Below are 24,076 nucleotides of genomic sequence, written 5' to 3'. Positions count from 1 at the left end.
GCCATGCTCAGGCATAGAGATGCGATCGCAAATCCCTTAGACGCGCTAGTCTGCTCCGCGTTCCCCGTCGCTTTGCGAAACGCGCCCCTACAGGCGTAACCTCAACCCAACGCGCATCACAGAATCTTGTCCATCCCGTAGATTAAGGATTTCAGAGGCATGACCCGACGAATGCAGAGCAGCACCCCCGGCATGAAGGAAGCGCGATCGCTCGTATCATGGCGCAAGGTATAGATCTGCCCCGATGCGCCAAAAATGACCTCCTGATGCGCGATCAGCCCCGGCAGCCGCACGCTGTGGATGCGGATGCCGTCTTCGGTGACACTGCCCCGCGCTCCCGGCATTGACTCGGTTTCATTGACCTGAGAAACGTTGTAGGGCTTGCCCAGTTCTGTGAGCATTTGCGCTGTCTGCACAGCGGTACCGCTAGGAGCATCGGCTTTTTGGTTGTGGTGCAGCTCGATAATTTCTACGTGGTCGAAATATTGGGCTGCCTGTAGGGCCGCCTGCTGCATCAGCACCACACCAATTGAAAAGTTAGGAATGATCAAACAGCCTGTGCTGGCTTTGTCGGCAAACTCGGCCAGTTCCCGAATTTGCTGGTTGCTCAGGCCCGTAGTGCCGACAACAGGACGCACGCCATATGCGATCGCAGAGCGCACCGCTTCATACACCGTATCGGGGTGAGTAAAGTCCACCATGACCGCTAGCCCCTGGCTTTGGGCCATCACTAGCGTCGCTTCCAGATCGCTCAGCACCGGCACCTCCAGCGGGCCGCAGCCAATCACTTCGCCAATGTCTTCTCCCTGCACCGTCGGATTCTTGTCAACCGCCCCCACCAAGATCAGGTCCTCGGCCTTAGAGACGGCTTTGACAACCTCGCGCCCCATCTTGCCACAGGCTCCATTAACGACCACTGGAATTTGCGTTTGCGTTGTCATGATGGTTTTCCGCGAAGTGTCCCTTATGCAATTTAACGGATGATGGGGACGAGGGAGCAGGGGAGCCACGGGGAGCGGGGAGGATAGGGAAGGTGAAGGAGATGGGGAAGCTTCTGCCTCTTTTCTCTCTTTTGTCTTTTTCCAAACCCGCAAACTATAGGGGCTCCCTAACTTAAGAGATAAGTTTTTAAGCACAAGACTGTTACCCGAGATAGTACTCGAGCTAACAGAAATGACGGTACCTTGCTAGCAATCCGGCACAGCCGATGAGGTTGTTGGTCGGTTTGCCGTCGATAAAGAGGAAAGCATTATGGATAACGATCAAGGCCGCCAGGATCAGCCAGGAGATCCCAATGAGGCTGAGCCTGGGAAAGGCGCTTCAGGGAGCCAGTGGGCCGTGCAAATGGCGCAAAATCCTATGGTCAACGACCCCGAAGCAGAGATTCCTTCCAATGTGGACGTTGGGCTGAATGAGCATCAGCTTGAGGAATACGAAAAGCAGGAAGAAGGCACGCTGCCGACCAGCCACGGCTTTGTAATTGACGAGTCTGGCAAGATTGACAACTTCGCGGTTGAACCGCCGATGTATGTCGAGGAATAACCAGAAATAAAGGCGTCTTTTCATCCCGTTGACATCTTTTCTTAGCTAATTTTTTCAGTTCATCTATAGGAGTAAACTATGCCAATTCCGATTCGGGATGATGTGGTTTATATCATTTTGAAAAAGGTTCATGATTGCGATCGCGCTCCCGGCCCTGATCCAGTCAATTTCACTCAGACAGACTTTGCAGGTATTAACCTAACTCCAGTCGATCTACTGGGGCATCTGGACTACCTGAACCAAAAGCAGTACATCAACGCCGAATTTAGCGGCAACGCTTACGGCAACCAGGAAGATGTACCCGATACGGCCAATCCCAAGGAGTTTGATCTCCGCATTGCCAATACTTTTGGCGCATCTGATGGGCCGCTGCCCCACCTGATTACTTTTCAAAAAGCAGAGCTGACCGAAAAGGGTGAGCGCATGCTGCAGGAAATGGAGGCCAACCCACCCCAGGACCTCAAGCAGGGTCCTCAAGTGCCGCTGCCCGACGAGCACATGCCTTTCCTAGAGAAAGTCATGGTCAAAGGCAGCATCCCCGACCCCTACGATGCACGTGATATCGCTGAGGTCGTCTTCCGAGTCATGCGCGACGTGATGACCACCGAAGAGGCTGACCGAGTAGAGTCAGAGCTTCACACTGAAGCGCTAGACACCGATGAAAAAGCACTGAGGATGGAAGTAGCCGACCTCTGGCACGACACCAACCCCATCGTCAGCTTCCTTAGCCGGATTCGTCCGCCGCTGCGAGGCCCAGGCTGGACAGGCATCGGCTCTGACCTGTTCCTAAAGCGGGTAGACACTGAAGCCAGCGTGCCTCCTACCTCCAATGCGAAAAAAGTTGTCACGGCAGTCTTTTCAGCCACTAAGGATGAGCTTTCCCAGGAGCGCATCCAGGAGTTAGCCGAGTGGATGCCGCAGGGCACTGTTCGGGAGCTGTGGGAGAACGCTTAGGGTAGGAGAGGGGGAGGCGTGGAGGAGGTTGAGGAGGCGTGGAGGAGGTTGAGGAGGTGAGGAAGGTAGGGGGGATGGGGGAGATTTTGGCGCTCTACATCTAAACACCGAATACTCCAACTAATACCTCGGCCCTATCGCCCACCCCTTCCCCACCTTCCCCACCCCTTCCCCACCCCTTCCCCACCTCTCCGCGTCTTCTCCCATCCCCTACAGCACCAATACGGCACTATTATCAATTTGCTGAGGCTTACCCTCAGCGTCGGTTGCATTAAAAGCTTGCAGCAGGCGCTGAGTAGGAAGCGGCAGGTGAGAAAAGTCAAACTGTGCATCGCCAGCGGCGATGGTGGCCCAGAAGTGCCTGAGACCGGGGGCAATGGCTTCCGCTTCTGCCATAGATAAGTTTACGGGCGGGCTAGTAAGAAATTTCACCATGAAAGGGGTAGCGCGATCGCACATCCACTCGCGCGAAAATCCCTGCAGATCGGGCCACCCCGGCACCGATGCTAAATGTTGAGACTGAATCTCTATTTTGAGCTTGCCATCATCGTCCTGTTCTACCGCCAACACCCGAAAAGGGTGAGGGTAGCTCACCAGCGAACCCGTCAGAACTTCGCACAAACTGCCTTGGCGGGCCACATCCTGAACGTGCAAATGCCCGGTAAAGAGCAGCTGTACTCCCGCCTTTTCTAGTCGTTGGATTAGCGCCGCCGCGTTTTGCAGCATATAGCGCTGCCCTAAGGGACTTTGAGACTGTCCTGGCAGGTGCTCTAGCACGTTATGGTGCAGCATCACCAACACCAAATCGCTCTGCAGTGTGGGCAGCACCTCATCTAGCCAGGTCAGCTGAGCCTCATCTAAATAGCCCATCGGCAGCAGGTTTCCCGCTACATCGAAGCTGTTGGAGTTAAGCCCAATAAGCTGCAGACCGGGCAAAATTTCTGTGTGGTAGTAAGGCGTCTTGCCGTCACGGTAACCAAAGGCCTGGTAAATCTCGGGAAATTCTTCAAAGCCAATGGCCGGATCTGCACCGTCTCGCGCAATGACATCATGATTGCCCGGCACCACGTAGACTGGAAAAGGCAATTTTTGCAGCCGCTGGGCCAGCCACTGGTGATTGGTTCGTTCGCCGTGCTGGGTCAAGTCCCCCGGCAGCAGCAAAAAGTCTAGATCCAGCGTCACCAAATGATCCAAAATTTGCTCTAGCGCCGGAAGGCTCACCTCCACCAGGTGAAACCGATTGGGCGAATCCCAAATGGTTTCGGGCAAAGCAATATGCGGATCACTGATAACAGCGAAGCGAAAGCGCAATCCCATGAGACAAACCGCAGGTTTAAAGGGGCTAAGAAGTCCTTACCAGCCTACTCTCTTGCCACCGCCTTCGACACCCACCCTGCTGAAACGGCTCTAGATAGTGGGCACACCTTAAAAAGCCACACACCCGCCTGCCATCCCAAACCACCCCATCGCCGCACCGAGCGTTCCAAAAGCACCCCTGACTAAAGGAGATCCCCTTGGCCGTTGTCCGCGTTCGTCAACACGTCAATCCCCTCAGCGACAAGTACCAGCAGAAGACCACGCCGCCGGACTGGGCAAAGGTATTTGCCCGTCCTGAGCAGCCTCTCCACATCGATATCGGCTGCGGCAAGGGAATCTTTGTGACGCAGATGGCGGCGCTGCAGCCAGACTGGAACTTTTTGGGCCTGGAGATTCGCGAACCGCTGGTCGATCAGGCGCTGAGGCGGCGAGACGAGGCGGGGCTGACTAACCTGCACTTTCTCTTTTGCAACGTCAATACATCGCTTCAGGGGCTGATCGAGAGTTTCCCAATGCCCTCGCTGCAGCGCGTCAGCATTCAATTTCCCGATCCCTGGTTCAAGAAGCGTCACCAAAAGCGGCGCGTGGTGCAGCCTGAACTGGTGAATGCGATCGCAACCTCCCTCCCTGCTCACGGTCAGGTCGTGCTGCAGTCAGACGTGCAAGAGGTCGCCGAAGACATGGTAGAGCGCTTCTCTGAACACACTGCCTTTGACCGCACCGCTAGTGACTGGCTGCCCACCAGCCCGTTCCCCGCCCAAACTGATCGGGAGAGGGTCACCTTGGAAAAAGGCCAGCCCGTCTACCGAGCCATCTTCACCCGTATTTAGTGCGTTAAATCCAGAGCCTGAGCCACCAGCGCCAGCGCAGCGCCTCAGGCGACAGCGGCAGCCCCAGGTAAACCGGCAGCCAGAAGATAAAAGCCGCCCCAATCAGCAGCAGCAGCCCCCAGGCCAAGCGGCGAAAATCTGGGCGGGGGTGAGTCAGCCAGCCCGCTAGTAGGTATGCGATCGCAACTCCACTAAAGACCAGCGACCCCAGGTAGTGATAGAGAAAAGTGCACCGCTGCACCATTGCCCAGGGCAGCCAGTTAGCCCCATAGTTGACCAGCAAAAATACCGCTATCGGATCTGGCCCCATCCCCGGGCGCAGGCCCCGCCGCCCTTGGCTAAAGACTTGCCCCGCCAGCGCCACCATAGCCGCTGTCGAAAGCCACCAGAGCACCGGATTTCCCAGACCTTGCACTGAGTAAACGGCAGGTTCAGCGGAGCCAAGCGGCACAGTGCGGTAGAAATAGGCCACCGGACGCAGCAGCAAAGGCCAGGTATACCAAGCAGAACAGTAGGGGTGAACGGCGTCCCCCATAGACTGATGGGCCTGCCAAAGCAGGCGATGGATTTCGATCAGTGAGGTGCCGGTCAGGTGCAGGTGGGGCAGCCAGATCAGCCCGTAGGTGAATAGGGGCACCCCACAGCAGTAGACCAGCAGCTGCGACAGGCGAAGCCGCCGCAGGGCCAAAGGCACCGGGTTTTGACCAGAGAATTTCTCAAAACGGCTAGCCCACCAGCGGCCCAAACCCCACAGCAGATACAGGCCCAGGAGGAAGCCCGCGCCGTTCCACTTGACTGCGATCGCACCCCCAAAAGCCACGCCCGCTGCCGTGTACGCATACCCTGGACGATTCATTGACCCCGCTGCCAGCAGGCAAACCTGCCCCCCTAGCCCCAGCCCCACCCAAAACAGGTTGATCAGCCCAAAGCGAGACTCCACCAGCGACAGCCCCTCCATCAGCATCAGCCCCCCCGCCAAAGCGCCAAAGATCAGGCGATGCCGCTGCGGGTAGCCAGACGCCAGTAAGTAGGCCAGGGCTGCGGCTAACGGCGGCAGGCAGGCTCCAGCCAGGGCGGTCATCCAGCGGTAGCTCCAGGGGCTAAGCCAAACGCCAGTCAACGTGTTACCAGTTAAATCTAGATACCCAGCTAGCGGGTTGACCAGGGCAATGCCGAGGGCGATCAGGTACTTGCCTAACGGTGGGTGGGCATCAAAAAAGGGCCGCTGCTGCAGGTAGTCCACGGCAAAGCGGACATAGTAAGTCTCGTCAAAAGCAAGGGTATTGAACCGGCCCAGACCCCACAGCCGCAGCCCCAAGCCCACTAGGAACAGGGCAATCAGTCCTGCTTTAAGAAAGTTGGTGGAGGCAACTTGAGGTAAGCGCAGCGGCACGGCGATCCCAGACGCGAGACAATACCGAGAGGACAAAAATCAAGGCCATCATGAAGGACGACCCGGATCTGCGGCAATATGCTCCGGCGGCAGAGCGCAATCGAGAACCCATCCTAACGGTTTTGAAGCGAGTGCTGCCGCCTACTGGATGCGTGCTGGAAATCGCTAGCGGCAGCGGCCAACACGCCGTTTACTGCGCTCCCCGCTTGCAGCCCCGCCGTTGGCTGCCCAGCGATCCTAGCCCCTTTGCTCGCGAGAGCATTCAGGCATGGATCGCCCATTGCCCCGCCGACAACCTGCTGCCCCCCCTCAATCTAGATGCCGCCGATCCAACCTGGCCCGATAGCGTTCAGCCGCTCGTGCCCGACATTACCGCCATCGTCAACGTCAACATGATTCATATTTCGGCTTGGCAAAGCTGCCTGGGCCTGATGGCCGGGGCCGGTCGAATTCTGTCACCGGGCGGGGTACTGTATCTCTACGGCCCCTTCCGGCGGCAGGGCCAACCCACCGCTCCCAGCAACGAGGCGTTTGACCAACGACTGCGATCGCAAAATCCTGATTGGGGCCTGCGTCACCTGGAGGATGTTGCTGCCGCTGCCATAGACCAACAGCTCATCCTTAAAGAGGTGATCGCCATGCCTGCTAATAATCTCTCTGTCGTATTTGAGCGGATCTAAGCAGTCCCGATACCCTCAAGAGGGCGATGTATGTTGGTACAATCAGGGGTTGAATCACACAAAACGTAACATTGGCCGACTGAAGCTGTTCATCTGCCGCTGTTTCCTGCCGTAGGAGAATTCCCTGTGAGAACTCAGCTTTCCGTTGTTTCTGCCCTAGCTGCTCTGGGCCTTTTGGCTAGCCTATCCCAGCCCGCGAGTGCCCGGTTGACCTCAGCCACCCTGCCAGCCCTGACAGATACTCAGCTAGACCTGCCTTGGGAAGGTTCGCTCTTAGCTCAGTCCACCCTCAGCAGCGCCCAGCAAGATCAGGTTGATGAACTCCTACGGCAGGCCGAGGATAAGGTCAACGCCAAAGACTACGCAGGGGCGATTTCGCTATACCAGCAGGCCACCCAAATCGACCGCAGCAATGCCCGCCTGTTTTCCGGTATTGGCTACCTGCAAATTCAGCAGCGGAACTACACTGCCGCTGTTGATGCCTACCGAGCTGCGATCGCACTAGAGCCCAACAACCTGCCCTTTCGCTACGGCATGGCCCACAGCCTCTATAGCGCCGAACGCTTTGACGAGGCTATCGAAGCCTACCGCGCTATTTTGGCTGTGGCTCCGCGAGAGGCCAATGCCTACCTCGGCATCGGCGGCATTCAAGTCCTGCGGAGCGACTACGAGGCAGCCCTCACGACTTACCAGGAACTGGCTCGAGTAGCCCCTGGCAACGCCAGAGTTTACGAGGCCATCGGCACCCTCTACCTAGACCAGGAAAACTATACCGAAGCCCTACGCAACTACCAGCAGGCCCAGCGGATTGACCCCAAGCGCGGCAACGTTTATCTGGGGCTGGCCAACATCTACCGGGCTCAAAACAACCCGACAGCCTCTTTAGCAAACCTGCGCCAGGCCAGTTCTTTAATGCCCGAAAATGCCGAAGTCCAGTACCGAGTCGGCGAGCTGCTCTACCAGCAGGGCAATGAAGATGACGCCTTTGACTACCTGCTACGGGCAGTGCGGCTACAGTCCGACCTGGTGCCAGCCCACGCGCTGCTAGGCAAACTCCTGCTAGAACGGCGAAACTATATTCAGGCCGTCTTGTCCTACCGTCGTCTCATAGAAGCCGTGCCCAATGATCCCGGGGCCCACTACAACCTAGGGCTAGCGCTCTGGGGGCAGGGGCTACAGGCCCAGGCTATCTCCAATGTGAGAACGTCAGTCTCCCTCTACCAGCAGCAGGACAACTCAGAAGGAGCCGAACGCGCCCGCGCGCTCCTGTCCTTTTGGGGCGAAGGAAATTAGCCGCCGTGTCTACTGAGCCCCTCGCGTCGATCTACCACTTTTTGCCGATTTCAGATGCGATCGCCACCGCTGGCCAACCCACAGCAGAGCAGTTTGAGGCAATTCGTCAGGCAGGCTATCAGGTCGTTGTGAACCTGGCTCTGCTCACCTCTGACAATGCTCTGCCCCAGGAGCCCGCGCTGGTCGAGTCGCTGGGAATGCAGTACGTACCCATTCCCGTTATTTGGGAAGAGCCCACCTTGGCCGACCTGCATCGCTTCTTTGCGGTCATGGAGGCCAACCAGGACAAAAAGGTGTTTGTCCACTGTGCTGCTAACATGCGGGTTTCGGTCTTTGTCTATCTCTACCGCTGCCTGCGGCTAGAGCTAGACGAAGCCCAGGCCCGTCAAGACCTGCACCGAATTTGGCAGCCCAACTCGATTTGGCAGCAGTTCATTGAGCAAGCCACATCCCTTACAGATTCTTAAAATACCTGGCCCTACAATCAGGTTTCCCTAGGGGTTTTTAAGAGAGTTTGAGGGTATGGGTGATGTCGTCCGTCCGGCTACACTGCAGGATATTTCAGCCATTACAGCTATCTATGCTCACCATGTTCGCCATGGGCTGGCCTCCTTTGAGTGGGAAGCGCCTAGCGAAGCCGAAATGGCCCAGCGCATGAAGGCCCTGGTATTTGCCCAACGGCGCTATCCTTACGTCGTGGTTGAGCGGGACAGCGAGATCGCAGGCTATGCCTACGTAGGCCCCTACCGCAGCCGCGCTGGCTACTGCTACGCAGTGGAAGATTCGGTCTACGTGAAGCCGGGCTTTCAAGGCTGCGGGTTGGGCAAACTGCTGCTGACGACCTTGCTAGAAGAATCAGCTGAGCTGGGCTTTCGGCAGATGGTTGCTGTCATTGGCGATAGCTGCAACCAGCCCTCTATCGCCCTACATCAAGCGCTGGGGTTTCACTATGTTGGGGTGTTAAAGGGAGTGGGGTTTAAGGCCGGGCGGTGGCTTGACGTTGTGCTGATGCAGCGGGCGTTAGGCGAGGGGGCAACAGTTCTACCCAGCACGACCATTGCCCACAGCCCGAAGAACTAGCCGCGTCCCTACACCCCATTAAAAATGTCGTATTGTGGAGAACGGAGCATCGGCCGCTGAGGTGGCGGTGCTTTGCAGATGCGATCGCACAGGTAGTTGAAGATTGGCGCAGGCGTTTTCGTTCGATTGCAAGGCCCGGTGTAGCCACACACAGGCCAGAGCTGGCGTGTTTCAGACTCCCCACGGCCCTGTCCACACGCCTCGGTTTATGCCAGTGGGCACACTGGCTAATGTCAAAACTGTCACCCCCGACCAGCTCCAGGGCACCGGGGCCGAAATGGTGCTGGCCAATACCTATCACCTGCACCTGCAGCCGGGTGAAGATCTCATTGCTGAGGCAGGCGGCGTACATCGCTTCATGGGCTGGCATGGCCCCATGCTGACCGACTCTGGTGGCTTCCAGGTATTTAGCCTGAGCCAGATTCGCACCATCACCGAGGCGGGCGTCACCTTCAAGTCCCCCCGCGATGGCAGCATGATCCACCTCTCCCCCGAAAAATCCATCGAGATCCAAAACCACCTGGGCGCAGATGTAATCATGGCCTTTGACGAGTGCCCGCCCTACCCGGCAGAGCGCGATGCCATCATTGCCTCCACTGAGCGCACCTACCGCTGGCTAAAGCGCTGCATTGAAGCCCACCAGCGGCCCGACCAGGCCCTGTTTGGTATCGTGCAGGGCGGTGTCTACCCCGATTTGCGGCAAGAGGCGGCTACAGCCCTAGCAGAGCTGGATCTGCCCGGATACGCAATTGGCGGCGTCAGCGTTGGCGAACCCCCCGAACTGATTGCTCGAATCGTGGCGGCTACTACGCCCTGCCTGCCAGAGCACAAGCCCCGCTACCTGATGGGGGTGGGCACCTACCGAGAAATGGCCCAGTCTATTGCGGCGGGCGTAGATCTATTTGACTGCGTTATTCCCACACGCCTAGCTCGGCATGGCAGTGCCCTAGTGCAGGGCGACCGCTGGAATCTTAAAAATGCTCGGTTCCGGCGCGACCATACCCCCTTAGACGACACCTGCCCCTGCTACACCTGTCAGCACTTTAGCCGGGCCTACCTCTGCCACCTGCTCCATGCCAAGGAAATTTTGGCCTACACCCTGCTGTCGATTCACAACATTACAGAGCTGATCCGCTTTACCCAACGCATTCGAGAGGCGATCTTGGCTGACCGCTTCACCACCGAGTTTGCAGAATGGCTAAAGCCTGCACCGCTTACGTCAGAGGTGCCTCCCGAGCATGTTACGATGTAATGCAATTCTTAAGCCTGTGTTTGAGAGATGGAGATTTCTATGGACGCTGCCCTGCTGCTGGCAAAGCTGCCCGAGGCCTACGCTATTTTTGATCCCCTGGTAGACGTGCTGCCGATCATTCCTCTGTTCTTCCTGCTGCTTGCCTTTGTTTGGCAGGCATCTGTCGGATTCAGATAAGGCTTTTGTCAAGTTTTGTTTCGGCATTGCGTGAATGCTCGATTCAATTAGCAAAACTAAATCAAAACCCCATTAAAGCGAGGGGGATGCTAACTACAGCATCCCCCTCGTCTCTTCTCGGCTGTTTCTCTCACGTAGACCTTTATGAAAAGAAATAGAAAGAGGGTTCTTCTAGCTAAGTAGAAGAACCCTCAAGTAACCTTACGGAGAAACCATTACAAAACCTTATGGGTATGTTCGTGCTGCTTCACGTTGTCTTCTGCAGACACCTTGTGCTCAGCATTGAGTACCCGTTTCTTAGCAGTTGAATAATTCAGGTCGGTGCGAGTTGTCCCTAGGGGCAGCAGTTCCTTCGCAACAGGGCGCGACTTGTAGGTGCGAGTCGCAGCAATCACTCGGCTTGTGAAGTCGGTGCAAAGTTGGGCATCGGTAGGCGCGTCTTTGAGCAAAGTTGGCTTGCCGTCGGGCAAAATCTCCCCTAGGGTAACGCCATGTAGGCTCTTGTAGGAAGTGGGCACGCCCTTAAACACGGCTTCTAAATAGGCTGAAGGCACGGGTTCTGCTACCGTAACTTCTTTGACCTCTCCCTCTTCTCGAAGAAAACAAGTAGACATTCCGATAACGGTGTAGTCGTCGGTGGATAGGTCAGGGGCGTTGGAAATGACAGTTGCCGGGCTCATAAAATCTATTCAGGCTATGCAGGGAGTTGATCAGGGGCGGTTCAGCCCAGAGGGCGTTCTACCTTTTGCCTGATGTTTTTTGTTTGTAGGGGTCAGTTAATTAGATTCAAACATCGATAAAACTGATACCCAAGTCGAATTGTAGCGTCTTATCTTGTCTCGCTAGAACCACTGCTGAAATCTGTCACAAAGAATAAAGAAATATCTCTATTCAAGGTGAAGTTTGCTGTTTGCTTTACTTAGTTCAACATTAATCCCCGCAGAAACACGCAGAGTCTGCCCTTTTAGCCGGCATCCCCCAGTAGAGGGAGCTCTAAACTCAGTCCTTTCCCGGTTTAGCTCATGAAGGTTCAATGGCAGGATATCTTTACGGGTGAATACCCGGACCTAGACAACTAAATAACTGACACACACTAACCTTCCTCACACGAAGGTTAGCTGGCAAACTAACGGATACAGCGGACCTCAGAGTAAGGAGCCATCATGGATGTCTATGGGAAACCCCCTCAAGCATCAAAATTAGAAGTTTCTAGCTCACCTAGTCGAAGCGCAGGGGGTCGTACAAGCCAACCTGATGTCCTAGAGCCTCGGCTGATTCCCTCATGGGGATGTCATGCCTTTTCGGACGAAACTCTCAGCCAGGCTGCTCTATCTGCTGCTCAGCACCGCCGGTTTGCTCGGGCGTTAGTAATTCTCAATTACTTAATCGCCCGCAGTCCCTCCGCAACTCACTACAGCAACCGAGGGATGGTTTACCTGTGGAGTGGTCGGGCAGAGATGGGCTTGGCAGACTGCGATCGCGCTATCAGTCTAGACCCCAACATGGCCCAAGCCTACAACAACCGGGGCAACTGCTACGCTGCCTTAGAGCGTTGGTCCAAGGCGATTGCCGACTATGAGCGCGCCATCGACCTGAACCCATTCAACGTGCGAGCTCGCATTAACCTGGGAATTACTCTAAGAGATCTAGAGCAGTACAACAGTGCTCTGGAAACCTTTGAAGAAGCCATGCTGTTTCAGCAGCTCGCTGAGCACATTTATGTGGAGCGAGGCCGCACCTATCATCTGCTGGGAGACTGGAACTGTGCGATCGCAGACTACAATCGTGCCCTGTCACTCCTGAGCCGCACCGAGTCAGCGGCAACGGCGCGGCTGCAGGAGCGGGTACAGGGTTGGCTGAGCGACCTGCTGCCCCTCAGCTAAGCTGTCCCTCAAACGTTACTCAATTGAAATAGTCTGAGGCCCGCCGCCATTCTGGTGATGGGTATTTTGGGGAGTCGTCGTTGCCGACACACCGCCCTGCTGCTCCAGCCAGGTTTTGACTGGATCATCAGCCAGGTTTAGCCGCAGCACACCAGAAACAAAGCCGCCAAAAAAGGCAGCCGGATGGCCAATGATCTCTTGCACTACCGGAGTCAATTCATCTAGAAACATAGTGTACCTCCTCAACCCAAGCCTTTGTTGACAATCCTAGCGCGAAATGAAAGTGACGTTTTGCGTTGGTTGCAGGTAGGTCCTGCCGATTGAGTAGGGTGCGCCATCGCAACGCGTGGCGCACCGATCCCGGCATCAAAACAGCCTTTTTAGCAGTAAGGTGCATTGCGGCTAAGTGCAACGCACCTTACCTTTGAGGCTTTATTCTGGTTTTTTCTCGGGCAGCATACACTTGTCTGAGTCACAGCCTGCTGGGCCTGCCTCCATCAGTTCCCCAGCATCATAACGAGCCAAGGCCGTATGGAATTCTGCGGTGCGCCGCCGCTGTTCCACTTGGGCAACTAGGGCCGCATAGGTTGCCTTATCGATTGGCTCAAAGGGCAGACGCGGGAAGGTTTGCAGGTCGTCAAACCGAGCCAGCAGTGCCGCCGAGATATAGCCCTCATCGTTTTGGATGGCATCGTAGATACGCTGGCTCAGCGCTTCGATCTCCGGCTCCCGCAGCTCGATGGTGGCTGAGGTGTTGTGGGTAGTGTAGTGCTTCTGCACCTGCATATAGAAGTCGAACTGGGCTAGGGCCGAGAACTTTTCGATTGCGATCGCATCGGCTCCCGGCAGGTTGGCCCAAGACACCTCTACAGGCAACTCCACCAGCCACTCGGTGCAGCGCGGATCAAAGGGATCGCTCAGCAGGTTGCCGGTTTCGTCTTTGTCAGATTGTGAGGGCACTACCGCATAGCCATAGTCAATGCAGGCCAGCGCCACCGGATCATTCTTGCGGAAGGTAATGCGGCGGATAAAGCGCTGAGCCTTGGGCGGGTGCCAGCCAGGGCTAGCCCCACTGAGCAGCGACTTAGTACCCGCAGGCTGAACGGTGGTGCAGCGGTTGGGGCGCTTGAGGCCGTTGCGATCGCAATAGTCCCACACCACCCGATGCACAGTCTCGCGCCAGCGGGTCAGATACTCCCGCTCCTTCTGCTTGAACTGAAGCCCCTGCATGGTGTCGGGCCGACCCGTTTCCCACCAGTTCAGCCAATCTACTCCAAAGGCATGGACAAAGAAGTCGAACAGTCCAGTGAAAGACACCCCAACAATTGGGTCTTCCAGCCGAGATTGCTGATAGCGTGGTTCGTTGAACTGGTGGTTCAGCAATCCTGCAACCGAGAGAGCACCAGCTGTGAAAGCGTCCTCCTGCTCTTGCTCATTAGAAGGATCAATTTGGTTGAGATGAACCTCAGCTAAATTACAGTGAAAGTCGGAGCCAAGAATTTCCAGTTATTTTTTTTTGTTACCCTAGAGGCTCTTTATCCTCTAGCTCTACAGGTTCAATTCCCTGTAGTTCCGAGTACATTTTCTACCAGTGAGCGGAAGTAATAGAGTATCTCTTTGCGACTAGCTTGGACACCTAAGAGGGCTTTGCTGAGCGTTCGTTCGTCTTGAATACCGTATTGCCTGTAAACCTCCTCATAAAAAGGTTTGAGGACAGGTTTAATGGCGTTTAGCTTACAGGAAATAATATCTTCAGAGTTTGCTCTAGCAAATGCTAGAGCCAATTCTTGAATACCTTCAGAGGATTTGGGAGAAGTTTTTCCGCGAACAAAGCTGACAGAACACTTTCGAGAACAATATTGAGGCGGGTTACTCTTGCGATAGAGAGCCTCAAACTCTTGGCCACAGTATTGACAGATCACAAAGACCTGCCTGTAGCGTTGGAGGTTGTATTGCTTCAGACGTTCGGTCTGTTGCTGCACCTTTTCACTTCTGCTCCTAGCCTCCTCCCATCGCTTTCGATATTCAGGATCTTGCAGCCGTGCTTTAGCCTTTTCGGCAATTTTGGAACGGGTTATCTCCGATTGAGCAACCCCATATCGGGGATTGTTTTCTCCTGACGTGTCCATTCCAAGACCGTTGGCTGTCTGCTTCCATTCCTGCTTGAGGTGCTCAAACACGAATGGCGTCGAACGAATTAGCTTTCTCAGTTCCTTCTCTTGAATAATCTTTACGCTGGTTCCATAGTCTGCTTCAAAGGTTCTAATGCGAGGCAAATCAGTGTCGTAGTTAAAGCCACCCTTTATCTCAACATAAGAGCCATTGCTCAAACGGAAGTCGGGCTTGTAAGAACCGCCGGTAGATAGCACAAAAGTTTGAACTTCATATTCCCAGGTGATTCCTACATGATCGAGGTAACGAGCGTAAATATACTCCAAAGTAGACTTGAGATAATGCCCCTTGTAATGGCCGCAGTAGGTTCTTCCATTCATTAATAGCTCGGCACTCATGGAGGAGTTATATTCTTTAACTAAAATATTTGAACCTATTGGCTCATTTCAAGTTAAAGTTTCATCCTCTACTCTGTACGGTGCTAGGGAATATTACTTCTCCTAGTTACCACGGGATTAGCGTCTCAGCCTTCCCCGTTTTTGCCGAGTTTTTTACGTGAGGCAAAATCACTCACCACACGGATTGAGTCCGTAGCGGGACATCCTCCTATCTAGTTCTAGTTCAATGCTTTCCATGCTAATTGCCATTAACCATCTCCCATTCAATCTCGCTTAAATCCTAAACTTAGGAGCCAGAAGAATTGTTTTGCTCAATCAGAAGCTCTTTAAGATAGGCTCTAGCTTTTTCTTCGGACTCACGGTACAGCCTTAAAAACACCTCCTTTTTCTCACGACTGTTGAGCAAATCTGCATTAGAACGGGCAATGGCTTCACCGGCCCACTGCACCGCTCCTTCACCGGAATAAAATTGTTTCCGAACTGCATCGGTAACTTCCTCTAGGGAGAGCTTTTGATGGACGACACGGGTGTGGTTGGCCATCCGCAGCACATCACGCTCGGGGTCGATTCGCCAGTTGCCACTTTCGTCCTGCTGCCAAAGGTTGTCCTTAGCCGAGGCCGCCAGTTCATCATTGCTATCGAACTGACGCATGCCTGCACTGTTATGGGTTAGGTACCCATCACAGTAGAAGCAGTGAGCTTCGTCTACCTCTATGTCGTAAGTCTGGATACAGTTATAGCTGCCAGTTCCCTTAAAGGTGACTGGAATATCTAGGTTAATGTCTGATTCGGCCCGGTAGCGCTCGTAGTTGGCATCTACCTGACGCGAACCCTCGAAGCCCATTTCCCGCATTTCGCTGTAGGCGTAGACCTCGCGCATGAGGGTGCCGGGCACGGTAAAGCCGCGCATCTTCAGCCCTTGGCGCAGCTCTCCTTTTACCGAGTAAGGAGCAATCAGGCTGTTGTACTGGCCCTTGAGAGCAGGCAGAGTGACGTTGTATTTAACCCGCCAGGTCTCTATTTGAGGGCGCACTAGCAGGAGTCTTCCAGCAACTCCTAGGCTGGAGAGTACCGCACTGACCTGCCGAGCAAAGGTGGGATAGACAGTCGTTACCAGATGAGGCGGCCTGTTGTTCACCGCACCATCGCTATCCACCAGTCCCGCCAGATATGCTGCCCGAACCTCTACTGAGCCTTGCAGAATAAAAGAAGGTACTGTCAGAGGCTGGCTCGGCTGTTTGATGTGGCGGTAGAAATACTCAGCTAGCCTAATCGAGGAACACACTGATTTAGCTGTGTTCTCTCCATTCACCGTACCGTGGGTTGCAGTCAAGCCAAACAGAGCCAACACTCGGTCTAGCTGCTGCTGTAGTCGAGCAGTTACAGCAGTATCCATACTGTTCATCGCCCACTCGACGCGGCCATAGGGCTTGCCGTGCTTGTTGCGTCCTAGAGCGACATACCCGTCTCCGTGAGTGTAGCCAATTAACCAAGCCACATCGGCAGTCAAGGCAGGGATGGTCAAGCCTTTAGCGGTGCGGCTTTGGTCAGGCCGCTCTGCTGTAAAGTCAGCAGGTAGCGTGGTGATCGTTCCAGGAAGAACCTGGGTGCTGTGCAGCAGGCGATCACCCACTGCCAGCTCGCCGACGCGCTTCCAAGCAATTTGTCCTTTCGCATCGGCCAGCACTGCCATACGGTGATTCAGCGTGGCTCTGGGCAGCGTGGCGTTGGTCTCAATCTCGTACACATCTTGGATACCCTGATCAAACTTGTTGACCACTCGACGGAATCCAATAGGCGTCTGTACCCAATCTCCAATCTGAACATCTTTGATCGGAACCAATCCGTGAGTAGTGTGCACCAAGGCATCTTCAGGCAGGCAGCGACGAATGTTTCCGGCCACAACGCAGGCGGCAGCTTCGTCAATTAGCAGGCAGCACTCGACGGAGTTGAGCTGGCGGCCTACGGCTTTGTTGAGAATGTTGGCGCAGCGCTCGTAAAGCCCCGGCAGGCGGATGGGGTTGGCCATGCCGCCAAAGCCTTTTAGCTTTTCTCCAGCGGGGCGCACGTCACTGAGATCAACGGTGACTTCGACTTCTCCGGTAAATCGCTCATCGCTGCACAGCTCCAGCAGCCCCTGGTAAGACTGTACCCAGCCCTGGCGGCTGTCGCCAACGCGAATCAAAACCTGGTTACCGTCAACGCTGATCTTAGTGATTTCCTTGCGCTGGCCTGCTGGCGTTTCGCCGAGCCCGCCCTGCAGCGATACCTTTAGGGAATTGCGGATCGTAGGCAGCTGACTGATGTACTTGGGCTCTAGTACCGCTCCGGTGCCGCAGCCCATCATGGCCAGATCCATCATCAGGCCAAAGGCGCGCCAGTCGGTGACGTTGGTGCTGGTGCAGTTGTAGGCTCCTGAGAAGTTTTCGGGCTGTTTGCTCCAAGCGGTGCCGCCGACCCACAGCCAGCGCCCCGAAGGCAGAGCTTTTAGCTCATGCTGCATGCGGCGGATCAGCTGCTGCTCGGCTTCAGTGAGGTTGCCTAGCTCGCTCAGGCCCGCTAGAGTGCGATCGCACACCTGTTCCCAGGTCTCCCGCTCCCCCTCGGTCACTTCACCCCGGCGGCTGTAGGTACGGTAAAACACCGGATAGGCTGCAGGTGCGCTATCGGGAAAAGTCTTCTGCTGGGCACGGGGGAGTTCCTGAACCATTTCACATACCCTCAGGGTTCCAAAGTGAAGAGAAAAACACCAACAGATTGACACACCCCTGTATGTGGTGTCAATCAAGTCGAGGCAACACTAGGAAGCTGCTCGTCCCTAGGATTACAGCGAGGTTAAAGGCGCTTCTGAGCCGAGGAACTACTTTTAGGAACGGCGGCAGTTGTCACAATGGCCGCATTTCCCCATCTTCTGGGCCTCAGTGCGAAAGCCAAATTGGTCGAGCAGGGATTTCCAGCGACAGCTACGGCTGTGAAGAAACTGGTGCATCTGCTGGGCAGCCGCCTGTTGAGGCAGGGATTTAGCACTCCCTGTAGGATTCAGCCGATAGTGAAAGGGGTCTTGCCACTGCAGTTGACCACTGCTGTGCAGCCAGGAGAGTGCGATCGCACCCTCCTTAAACTGCTGGCTCACCTCTCGCACATCGCCCTCTTTGGGAATCTTGCCAATGAGCTGCTGCGCTTTTTGCTGTAGGGTCTGGGTCTGGGTCTCAAAGAATTGGGCGCGCTGTCGATCGCTGCCATCGAGCCAGCCCGTTGGCTCACTCACCAGAGTCAGTGCCTCAGCAGGTTTGCCGTCCCTTCCAGCCCGACCCACCTCCTGCACATATTCTGTAATCAGGCAGGGAGCCTGGTAATGGATGACCCAGCGCGTGTTCGGTTTGTTGATCCCAACCCCGAAAGCGCTCGTACAAACCACAAATTGAAGCCGATCTGCTGTCCAATCAGCCTCGATTTGCCGTCGCTCAGTTGGCCCCAGTCCAGCATGGTAGGGGGCAACGCGAAAGCCCACCTGTCTCAGCCAATCGGCTAGCTCTTCGCTGTCTTTGCGGGTTCGCACATAGACCAGACCAGGTTGATTAGGGTGGGTTTGCAGGTAGCGCTTAAGGGTGAGTTTGCGATCGCGCACCGTCAGCGCCACCCGCACCGACAGATGCAGATTTGCTCGATGGGGGTTGAGCCTTACTACAGTTGGAGCCTGCAGCTGGAGGACGTCTCTGAGAATCTTTTGCGCTACAGGGTCAGCGGTGGCCGTAAAGGCGGCAATGGGCAGAGAGGTTCCGACAGGGCGGTTAGCTAGCAAAGCAGGTCGCACTGCCCCTAGGCGGCGGTAAGCAGGCCGAAACGTTTCACCCCATTGCACTAAGCAATGCGCTTCATCCAGAATCAGACCATTGATGCGAATTTGCGGCTGGCTGATGCGATCCCAAACAGGTGGGCTCAACAGCGTTTCTGGCGATAGGTACAGCAGTCGGAGGGTCTGATGTTCAATCCGCTTGAGGACGTTGCGTCGTAGATGCGGCAGCATTTGACTGTGCAGCGTAGCAGCAGGCAGATCGTGCTGGCGCAGTTCCTCGACCTGGTTCTCCATTAGCGCAACTAAAGGAGAAACCACTAGCGTCAGGCCCGACTGCAGCAGGGCCGGTAGCTGAAAGCAAATTGACTTGCCGCCACCGGTTGGCATGATCACCAGCGTGTCTCGCTGCTCTAGCAGGGCTTTGACAATGTCATCTTGGGGCGAACGAAAGCCAGAATAGCCCCAAATCCGTTGAAACTCGCTGAGCACCTGCTCCCAAGCAATAGGCGGTGATAACTGCACAGTAGTAGACCCTGATCGGCCAGATCAGCGTGCCCAAAAACAAAGAGGAGCCTATACAGGCTCCTCTTCATTAAGGTGTCAGGCTTAACGTCTAGAACCTAGTCAAATAGGCCGGGGAAGTTGTAGCCAACCCCCACGATAATGCCCATACCAAAACCGCTGGTCACTCGAAAGAGAGAGGTCGCATTGAGCGTGAATTGAGGAGAGATGGGAACATCGACACCCGCATCTAGTAAGAGCGCCACGCTGCCATTAGTGGGAATATCGGCCCCGACACCAAGATAGGGCTGGAAGCCAACTCCACCAACCTCAGTGGTATTGAAGTTGTAGGTGACAGGAATGGAGAAAGACACGCCGCTCTCAGCAATGATGGCTGAAGGCCGCACCGAGAAGCGGGGGCCGAAGGAGAACTTGCTGATCACAGCAAAGCCAAAGTCACTGAGTGGGCTGTTGTCGCCAATGCCCAGGTTGCCGCCTACTCCTAAATAAGATCCGGAAACTCCCTGGAAAGTAGGAGCAGTCGCTTGAGCAATCCACTCACTGTCTGAGTCGGAAGCCATTTCTACAGAAGCAGACTCTAGAACCTCAGTGATAGAGGCAGGCACAGCCGCTTCCGGTTCTGCTAGCAAGTCAGCAGAAGTTTCTGCAGAGGCTGCATCATCAACTGCCTCAATGCTCTCTGCGATGTCTTCATCGGCTTCAGCCTCAGAGGCTAGAGGAGCCTCTTCAGTTTCCTCAACCGCAACCTCCTCAGAGTCTGAAGCAACGGTTTCTGCCTGGCTGCCGGCAACAGGCAGGTCTAGTTCGGTATCAAAGGCAATGTTGATGATTTCAGATTCAGACTCAAGGACAGCGTTAATGTCTTGAGCTTCAGTAATATCAGCAAAAGCAGGCAGGCCAACACCGATGGTTGCAGCAACGGCCAAACCCATCAATAGAGAGACACGCTTAATAAGTGTCATGTCTATGTTCACTCCTCACATTTCAAATTGTGTCTACTTTTACGTGGAACACCAACTGTATTCAAGCAGCAGCTTGTGTCTTGATGCTACCGTCTCGAAGGAGATCGGGAAAGACATAAATAGTGCTTTCTTGACTGATTTATGAAATTGCTTGAGATTCTACCACCCCTGTTCGAATGCTAGACAGCAATTTGGCCTAGATGGTCAGTTTTCAACGATTTTCAAGAATTTAAGCTGAGTTTATTGCTGAGCTTATAATCCCGCAATTGAACTTAGGGCAGATTTAAGCGATTTTTCTTGCTCATCAACATCGGCATTGTGGCCTAGGCATCAATAGCAGCTTGGATAGCGTTAAAGCATCATTGCCTGACAGACAGTTTGAGAGATAAATGGCAGAATAGCTTCGTTATTGCTGTGGGCTTTGCCTTCAGTAAAGACAATCAAGAGGTAGGGTTTTACGTTTGGAATTTCGATGTAGGCAGCATCGTGGCGTACCTGACTGGTTAACCCAGCCTTTGACCAGAGCTTTGCAGCCTGAGGCAAACCTTCTCCCAAAAAGCCCTTGACTTGATTTTCGGGATCAGCAGCTAAATCTTCTGGGAGCAGGCTGCGCTGCATAAGGGCCATCATGGCTTGCGATCGCACCGCCGTCACCGACACGCCGCCCACAATGCTGTGCAGCAGCCGGGCTACAGCATTGGTCGTCAGCATATTGCGGTTTTCGTACAGTGCGCCCAAAAAATCTCGCTCCCGGCCGTAGGGGCCGTCGCACCAAGTCTTTTGGTTGATATTGACAGTCGCCAGTTCCGGCCACTGCAGCGCTTGAAAGTAGCGATTGACGATGTTGCGCTGCTGCTGCCAGGTTTGGAAAGGGCCTGTCGGCAGCTCTGGCCCACTGGTCGTGCCGGTCAAAATATCGACGACTAAACCCGTCGCGTCGTTGCTAGAGTCTACAATCATGTCCCGAGTGGCTCGCTCTAGCTCGCTCGATGGTGAGATCATGCCCTGCTCTAGCCACTCATGTACCGCTATTAAATAAAACAGCTTAACGACACTGGCCGGATAGATTCGCTCCACGCCCCGATAACTAGCTCCACGCGGTTGGTTCTGCCAAAAGGCCTCTGGGCTAAGCGCACCGCCTGTATTTACGATGTAGGGAGAATCGTAAACAATCCAGGTGATCGCAACTTGATTCTGAGCCAGGGCTGGAAACGCTGTCCAGGTTTGTTCTAGAACGGACTTGAGGGTTTGCTCCAGGGTGGCGTCAGCCGTAAAGAAAGTCATAGCGATTACCGAGATGCTGCTGTGGGATTGCCCCATAGCCCAGCATAGGACGTCTCACCATTTTCATTTCACTGTTTTCATTCACGTCGGCCACAAAACATGAAGCAGCCCAACTTAGATCTAGAAACCGTCAATCGCGTTATTGAAATGGCCTGGGAGGACCGCACGCCCTTTGAAGCGATTGAGCTGCAGTTCGGCCTTCAGGAGAAGGACGTGATTGCCTTAATGCGTCGGGAAATGAAGCCTTCAAGCTTTCGTCTGTGGCGCAAGCGGGTTAGCGATCGCAAAACAAAACATCGGCAGCGGCGAGGCTTTGTCGAAGGCCGATTCCGCTCGCAAAACCAAAAAGGGTAGAGCCCCGTAGGATGGGCAAAGCAAAGCGTGCCCATCCATGCATATGCCTGCGAAAGATGGGCACGGGCTAGCGCCCTTTGCCCATCCTACGGGTGCTAACTTGCCCTGGGTTAGGTGCCTGCAGTCCAGGAGTTGATGTAGATCTCCTGCTCAGCCGTAAGGGTATCTAGCTCGATGCCCATTGCCACCAGCTTGAGGCGAGCGATCTCCTGATCGACCTCTGTGGGGATCGAGTGGATGCCCGGCTCTAGCGATCCCTTATTCTTCACCAGGTATTCGCAGGCCAGTGCCTGGTTGGCAAAGCTCATGTCCATCACGGCGCTGGGGTGACCTTCGGCAGCAGCTAGGTTCACCAGACGACCTTCGCCCAAAACAATCACCGATTTGCCGCTCTGCAGCCGGTATTGCTCGGTGAAGTTGCGCACCTGCTTGACCTCAGAAGACATCTCCTTGAGGGACTTGAGATCGATTTCGATATCAAAGTGGCCGGAGTTGCAGACGATTGCGCCATCTTTCATCGTCTCGAAGTGCTCACGGCGAATGACGTGCTTGTTGCCGGTAACGGTAACAAAGATGTCGCCCACGGCAGCTGCCTGCGCCATTGGCATCACCCGGAAGCCATCCATCACTGCTTCGATGGCGCGAACCGGATCGATTTCAGTCACAATCACGTTGGCTCCCATACCGCGAGCCCGCAGTGCTGTGCCCTTGCCGCACCAGCCGTAGCCAGCCACTACCATGTTTTTACCCGCCAACAGAATGTTGGTAGCGCGGATAATGCCGTCTAGGGTGGATTGGCCGGTGCCGTAACGGTTGTCGAAGAAGTGTTTGGTGTCGGCATCGTTGACGTTCATCGCCGGGAAGGAGAGCACGCCGTCGCGGAACATGGCCTTGAGGCGCACAATGCCGGTCGTGGTTTCCTCAGTGGTGCCAAGGAGGTCGGCGAGCTGGTGCTTGCGCTCCTGCACGAGAGTGGCCACTACGTCGCTGCCGTCATCAATGATGATATTGGGGCGGTGATCGAGGGCGGTTTGAACATGGCGGTGGTAGGTGTCGTTGTCTTCCCCTTTGATGGCAAAGACGGGAATGCCGTAGTCAGCCACTAGGCTGGCAGCGACATCGTCTTGAGTGGAGAGGGGGTTGCTGGCAATGAGCACTGCGTCGGCACCGCCGTTTTTGAGTGCGATCGCAAGGTGAGCCGTCTCAGTCGTGACGTGGCAGCAAGCCGCCAACCGAATCCCGGCAAAGGGCTTTTCTTGGGCAAAGCGCTCTTGGATCAGGCGCAGCACCGGCATTTCTCGTCCGGCCCACTCGATCCGCTGCTTCCCTTGGGGGGCCAGCGCAATATCTTTAATGTCGTATTTCAGTTGTAGGGAAGTCGTCATGATCGAATAAATACGGTTTGAATGGCTTAAGTTGCCTTCATAGCTTAACGGATATTTCTAGGGGAACTGCCGCTGTTGCACATCCTCACAGAACTGCCGAGCCGCGGCTATGGCCTGTTCCCGCAGGTTGGTGTAGACCCGAGCAAAGGGCGGCTGCCAAGTAGAGAGCCCCAAGACATCGGTCGTGACCAGCACCTGCCCATCGCAGGCGGCCCCAGCACCAATGCCGATCGTGGGGATACCAATCGCCTCAGTGATCCTCTGAGCCAGCGCCGCCGGAATATGCTCCAGCACTATCGAAAATGCGCCCGCCTTTTCAAGTGCGATCGCTTCTGCAAAAATCCGCTCTGCCTCCTCAGGCGACTTGCCCTGCTGGCGAAAGCCGCCGAATTGGTTAACCGACTGCGGCGTTAGACCCACATGGCCCATCACTGGCATACCGCACTGCACCAAACGCTCAACTGTCTCCAGCAGCGCCGGGTGCCCCCCCTCCAGCTTCACCGCTTGAGCACCAGCCTCTTGCAGCGCCCGCCCCGCCGAACGCAAGGCATCTTCAACACTAATTTGGTAGCTCAAGAACGGCAGATCTACGACCACCAGCGCCCGCTTGACGCCGCGCCGCACCGCCCGCGCATGGTACAGCATCTCCTCCAGGGTCAGGGGTAGGGTCGTCTCATAGCCCAAGGCCACCATTGCTAGCGAGTCTCCTACCAGCACCACATCAGCCCCAGCCTGGTCAGCAATCTGCGCCGAAATGTAGTCCCAGGCCGTCAAAACCGCAACCGGGCGACCCTCCCGTTTCCACTGCCTAAACTGGTGAACGCCGACAGCCATTTTCCCTCGAAATAGGGGTATGGTTGCC

At 55.2% G+C, this 24,076-nt stretch carries 23 protein-coding genes and 2 pseudogenes; 12 read left to right on the top strand and 13 right to left on the bottom strand.

The genetic code is table 11. The features are described from left to right. Positions 1–116: 116 nt before the first annotated feature. Positions 117–941 carry a 4-hydroxy-tetrahydrodipicolinate reductase gene (dapB, locus tag H6G13_RS03350; protein ID WP_190481763.1) on the bottom strand — a complete coding sequence of 275 codons (825 nt, stop codon included), beginning with the start codon at positions 939–941 and terminating at the stop codon, positions 117–119. A 310-nt stretch (positions 942–1,251) separates the two neighbouring features. On the opposite strand from dapB, the gene H6G13_RS03345 reads away from it, so the two are divergent. Beyond that, entirely contained in the window at positions 1,252–1,542 is a 291-nt protein-coding gene (locus tag H6G13_RS03345) for a hypothetical protein (RefSeq protein WP_190481762.1), read from the top strand. A 78-nt stretch (positions 1,543–1,620) separates the two neighbouring features. Next, the gene (locus H6G13_RS03340; RefSeq protein WP_190481761.1) at positions 1,621–2,496 is read left to right on the top strand and encodes a DUF2267 domain-containing protein; all 876 of its coding nucleotides are present in this window, start codon (positions 1,621–1,623) and stop codon (positions 2,494–2,496) included. Between the two features lie 210 nt (positions 2,497–2,706). On the opposite strand, the gene H6G13_RS03335 is transcribed toward H6G13_RS03340, so the two are convergent. Beyond that, positions 2,707–3,813, bottom strand: coding sequence for a metallophosphoesterase (locus H6G13_RS03335; RefSeq protein WP_190481760.1), 1,107 nt, complete (start codon positions 3,811–3,813; stop codon positions 2,707–2,709). Here H6G13_RS03335 and H6G13_RS03330 point away from each other — a divergent pair. Next, positions 3,772–3,999 carry a hypothetical protein gene (locus H6G13_RS03330; protein WP_190481847.1) on the top strand — a complete coding sequence of 76 codons (228 nt, stop codon included), beginning with the start codon at positions 3,772–3,774 and terminating at the stop codon, positions 3,997–3,999. The genes H6G13_RS03335 and H6G13_RS03330 overlap by 42 nt on opposite strands. 11 nt (positions 4,000–4,010) lie before the next feature. After that, positions 4,011–4,643, top strand: a complete 633-nt coding sequence (gene trmB, locus H6G13_RS03325; RefSeq protein ID WP_190481759.1) for a tRNA (guanosine(46)-N7)-methyltransferase TrmB — start codon at positions 4,011–4,013, stop codon at positions 4,641–4,643. 4 nt (positions 4,644–4,647) lie between these two features. Here the strand turns inward: trmB and H6G13_RS03320 are convergent, their stop codons facing one another. Continuing rightward, positions 4,648–6,036 carry a phospholipid carrier-dependent glycosyltransferase gene (locus H6G13_RS03320; RefSeq protein WP_190481758.1) on the bottom strand — a complete coding sequence of 463 codons (1,389 nt, stop codon included), beginning with the start codon at positions 6,034–6,036 and terminating at the stop codon, positions 4,648–4,650. A 50-nt stretch (positions 6,037–6,086) separates the two neighbouring features. On the opposite strand from H6G13_RS03320, the gene H6G13_RS03315 reads away from it, so the two are divergent. The 6 genes from H6G13_RS03315 (at position 6,087) to H6G13_RS03290 (ending at position 10,518) form a co-directional block, all read left to right on the top strand. Next, on the top strand, positions 6,087–6,716 hold the full coding sequence (locus tag H6G13_RS03315; protein WP_190481757.1) for a DUF938 domain-containing protein: 630 nt from the start codon (positions 6,087–6,089) through the stop codon (positions 6,714–6,716). Between the two features lie 126 nt (positions 6,717–6,842). Continuing rightward, the gene (locus tag H6G13_RS03310) at positions 6,843–8,009 is read left to right on the top strand and encodes a tetratricopeptide repeat protein (RefSeq protein WP_190481756.1); all 1,167 of its coding nucleotides are present in this window, start codon (positions 6,843–6,845) and stop codon (positions 8,007–8,009) included. A gap of 5 nt (positions 8,010–8,014) precedes the next feature. Then, on the top strand, positions 8,015–8,476 hold the full coding sequence (locus tag H6G13_RS03305; RefSeq protein WP_190481755.1) for a sulfur transferase domain-containing protein: 462 nt from the start codon (positions 8,015–8,017) through the stop codon (positions 8,474–8,476). Positions 8,477–8,531: 55 nt separating this feature from the next. Further along, positions 8,532–9,089 carry a GNAT family N-acetyltransferase gene (locus tag H6G13_RS03300; protein WP_190481754.1) on the top strand — a complete coding sequence of 186 codons (558 nt, stop codon included), beginning with the start codon at positions 8,532–8,534 and terminating at the stop codon, positions 9,087–9,089. A 103-nt stretch (positions 9,090–9,192) separates the two neighbouring features. Next, positions 9,193–10,341 (top strand): tRNA guanosine(34) transglycosylase Tgt, encoded by a 1,149-nt coding sequence (gene tgt / locus H6G13_RS03295; protein ID WP_190481753.1) that lies wholly within the window; start codon positions 9,193–9,195, stop codon positions 10,339–10,341. A gap of 39 nt (positions 10,342–10,380) precedes the next feature. Further along, positions 10,381–10,518: a photosystem II reaction center protein K gene (locus tag H6G13_RS03290; RefSeq protein ID WP_190481752.1), complete on the top strand. Its 138-nt coding sequence runs from the start codon at positions 10,381–10,383 to the stop codon at positions 10,516–10,518. A 215-nt stretch (positions 10,519–10,733) separates the two neighbouring features. Here the strand turns inward: H6G13_RS03290 and H6G13_RS03285 are convergent, their stop codons facing one another. Beyond that, on the bottom strand, positions 10,734–11,198 hold the full coding sequence (locus H6G13_RS03285; protein WP_190481751.1) for a hypothetical protein: 465 nt from the start codon (positions 11,196–11,198) through the stop codon (positions 10,734–10,736). A 483-nt stretch (positions 11,199–11,681) separates the two neighbouring features. On the opposite strand from H6G13_RS03285, the gene H6G13_RS03280 reads away from it, so the two are divergent. After that, positions 11,682–12,401, top strand: coding sequence for a tetratricopeptide repeat protein (locus tag H6G13_RS03280; RefSeq protein WP_190481750.1), 720 nt, complete (start codon positions 11,682–11,684; stop codon positions 12,399–12,401). Between the two features lie 15 nt (positions 12,402–12,416). Here the strand turns inward: H6G13_RS03280 and H6G13_RS03275 are convergent, their stop codons facing one another. The 7 genes and pseudogenes from H6G13_RS03275 to H6G13_RS03245 all read right to left on the bottom strand — a co-directional run bounded on the left by H6G13_RS03275 (position 12,417) and on the right by H6G13_RS03245 (position 21,475). Further along, positions 12,417–12,632, bottom strand: coding sequence for a hypothetical protein (locus H6G13_RS03275; protein ID WP_190481749.1), 216 nt, complete (start codon positions 12,630–12,632; stop codon positions 12,417–12,419). 201 nt (positions 12,633–12,833) lie between these two features. Then, positions 12,834–13,904 (bottom strand): annotated as a pseudogene (gene nrdJ / locus H6G13_RS03270) (ribonucleoside-triphosphate reductase, adenosylcobalamin-dependent); the annotation flags it as partial. Positions 13,905–13,957: 53 nt separating this feature from the next. Further along, positions 13,958–14,911 (bottom strand): hypothetical protein, encoded by a 954-nt coding sequence (locus H6G13_RS03265; protein ID WP_190481748.1) that lies wholly within the window; start codon positions 14,909–14,911, stop codon positions 13,958–13,960. A gap of 322 nt (positions 14,912–15,233) precedes the next feature. Next, positions 15,234–17,621: pseudogene (locus tag H6G13_RS03260) on the bottom strand (LAGLIDADG family homing endonuclease); the annotation flags it as partial. 156 nt (positions 17,622–17,777) lie between these two features. Further along, positions 17,778–19,229 (bottom strand): ATP-dependent DNA helicase RecQ, encoded by a 1,452-nt coding sequence (locus H6G13_RS03255; RefSeq protein WP_347277430.1) that lies wholly within the window; start codon positions 19,227–19,229, stop codon positions 17,778–17,780. Between the two features lie 98 nt (positions 19,230–19,327). Further along, positions 19,328–20,191 carry a hypothetical protein gene (locus H6G13_RS03250; protein ID WP_190481746.1) on the bottom strand — a complete coding sequence of 288 codons (864 nt, stop codon included), beginning with the start codon at positions 20,189–20,191 and terminating at the stop codon, positions 19,328–19,330. 351 nt (positions 20,192–20,542) lie between these two features. Next, a complete protein-coding gene (locus H6G13_RS03245; protein WP_190481745.1) occupies positions 20,543–21,475 on the bottom strand; it encodes a serine hydrolase in 933 nt (310 codons plus the stop codon). 99 nt (positions 21,476–21,574) lie between these two features. On the opposite strand from H6G13_RS03245, the gene H6G13_RS03240 reads away from it, so the two are divergent. After that, a complete protein-coding gene (locus tag H6G13_RS03240; protein WP_190481744.1) occupies positions 21,575–21,829 on the top strand; it encodes a TIGR03643 family protein in 255 nt (84 codons plus the stop codon). Between the two features lie 110 nt (positions 21,830–21,939). Here H6G13_RS03240 and ahcY read toward each other — a convergent pair whose 3' ends face one another. Beyond that, entirely contained in the window at positions 21,940–23,217 is a 1,278-nt protein-coding gene (gene ahcY, locus H6G13_RS03235; protein WP_190481843.1) for an adenosylhomocysteinase, read from the bottom strand. Between the two features lie 54 nt (positions 23,218–23,271). Further along, positions 23,272–24,048 carry a 3-methyl-2-oxobutanoate hydroxymethyltransferase gene (gene panB, locus H6G13_RS03230; protein ID WP_190481842.1) on the bottom strand — a complete coding sequence of 259 codons (777 nt, stop codon included), beginning with the start codon at positions 24,046–24,048 and terminating at the stop codon, positions 23,272–23,274. Between the last annotated feature and the right edge of the window lie 28 nt (positions 24,049–24,076).

This window comes from Pseudanabaena sp. FACHB-2040 (assembly GCF_014696715.1).
GTDB lineage: Bacteria > Cyanobacteriota > Cyanobacteriia > Phormidesmidales > Phormidesmidaceae > JACVSF01.
This window is presented reverse-complemented; position numbering and strand designations above follow the sequence as displayed.

Coding starts and splice junctions, on each gene's coding strand:
- dapB (WP_190481763.1), bottom strand. CDS start 941: ATGACAACGCAAACGCAAATTCCAGTGGTCGTTAATGGAGCCTGTGGC.
- H6G13_RS03345 (WP_190481762.1), top strand. CDS start 1,252: ATGGATAACGATCAAGGCCGCCAGGATCAGCCAGGAGATCCCAATGAG.
- H6G13_RS03340 (WP_190481761.1), top strand. CDS start 1,621: ATGCCAATTCCGATTCGGGATGATGTGGTTTATATCATTTTGAAAAAG.
- H6G13_RS03330 (WP_190481847.1), top strand. CDS start 3,772: ATGCGGATCACTGATAACAGCGAAGCGAAAGCGCAATCCCATGAGACA.
- H6G13_RS03335 (WP_190481760.1), bottom strand. CDS start 3,813: ATGGGATTGCGCTTTCGCTTCGCTGTTATCAGTGATCCGCATATTGCT.
- H6G13_RS03315 (WP_190481757.1), top strand. CDS start 6,087: ATGAAGGACGACCCGGATCTGCGGCAATATGCTCCGGCGGCAGAGCGC.
- H6G13_RS03300 (WP_190481754.1), top strand. CDS start 8,532: ATGGGTGATGTCGTCCGTCCGGCTACACTGCAGGATATTTCAGCCATT.
- H6G13_RS03290 (WP_190481752.1), top strand. CDS start 10,381: ATGGACGCTGCCCTGCTGCTGGCAAAGCTGCCCGAGGCCTACGCTATT.
- H6G13_RS03285 (WP_190481751.1), bottom strand. CDS start 11,198: ATGAGCCCGGCAACTGTCATTTCCAACGCCCCTGACCTATCCACCGAC.
- H6G13_RS03280 (WP_190481750.1), top strand. CDS start 11,682: ATGGATGTCTATGGGAAACCCCCTCAAGCATCAAAATTAGAAGTTTCT.
- H6G13_RS03275 (WP_190481749.1), bottom strand. CDS start 12,632: ATGTTTCTAGATGAATTGACTCCGGTAGTGCAAGAGATCATTGGCCAT.
- H6G13_RS03265 (WP_190481748.1), bottom strand. CDS start 14,911: ATGAGTGCCGAGCTATTAATGAATGGAAGAACCTACTGCGGCCATTAC.
- H6G13_RS03250 (WP_190481746.1), bottom strand. CDS start 20,191: ATGACACTTATTAAGCGTGTCTCTCTATTGATGGGTTTGGCCGTTGCT.
- H6G13_RS03245 (WP_190481745.1), bottom strand. CDS start 21,475: ATGACTTTCTTTACGGCTGACGCCACCCTGGAGCAAACCCTCAAGTCC.
- H6G13_RS03240 (WP_190481744.1), top strand. CDS start 21,575: ATGAAGCAGCCCAACTTAGATCTAGAAACCGTCAATCGCGTTATTGAA.
- panB (WP_190481842.1), bottom strand. CDS start 24,048: ATGGCTGTCGGCGTTCACCAGTTTAGGCAGTGGAAACGGGAGGGTCGC.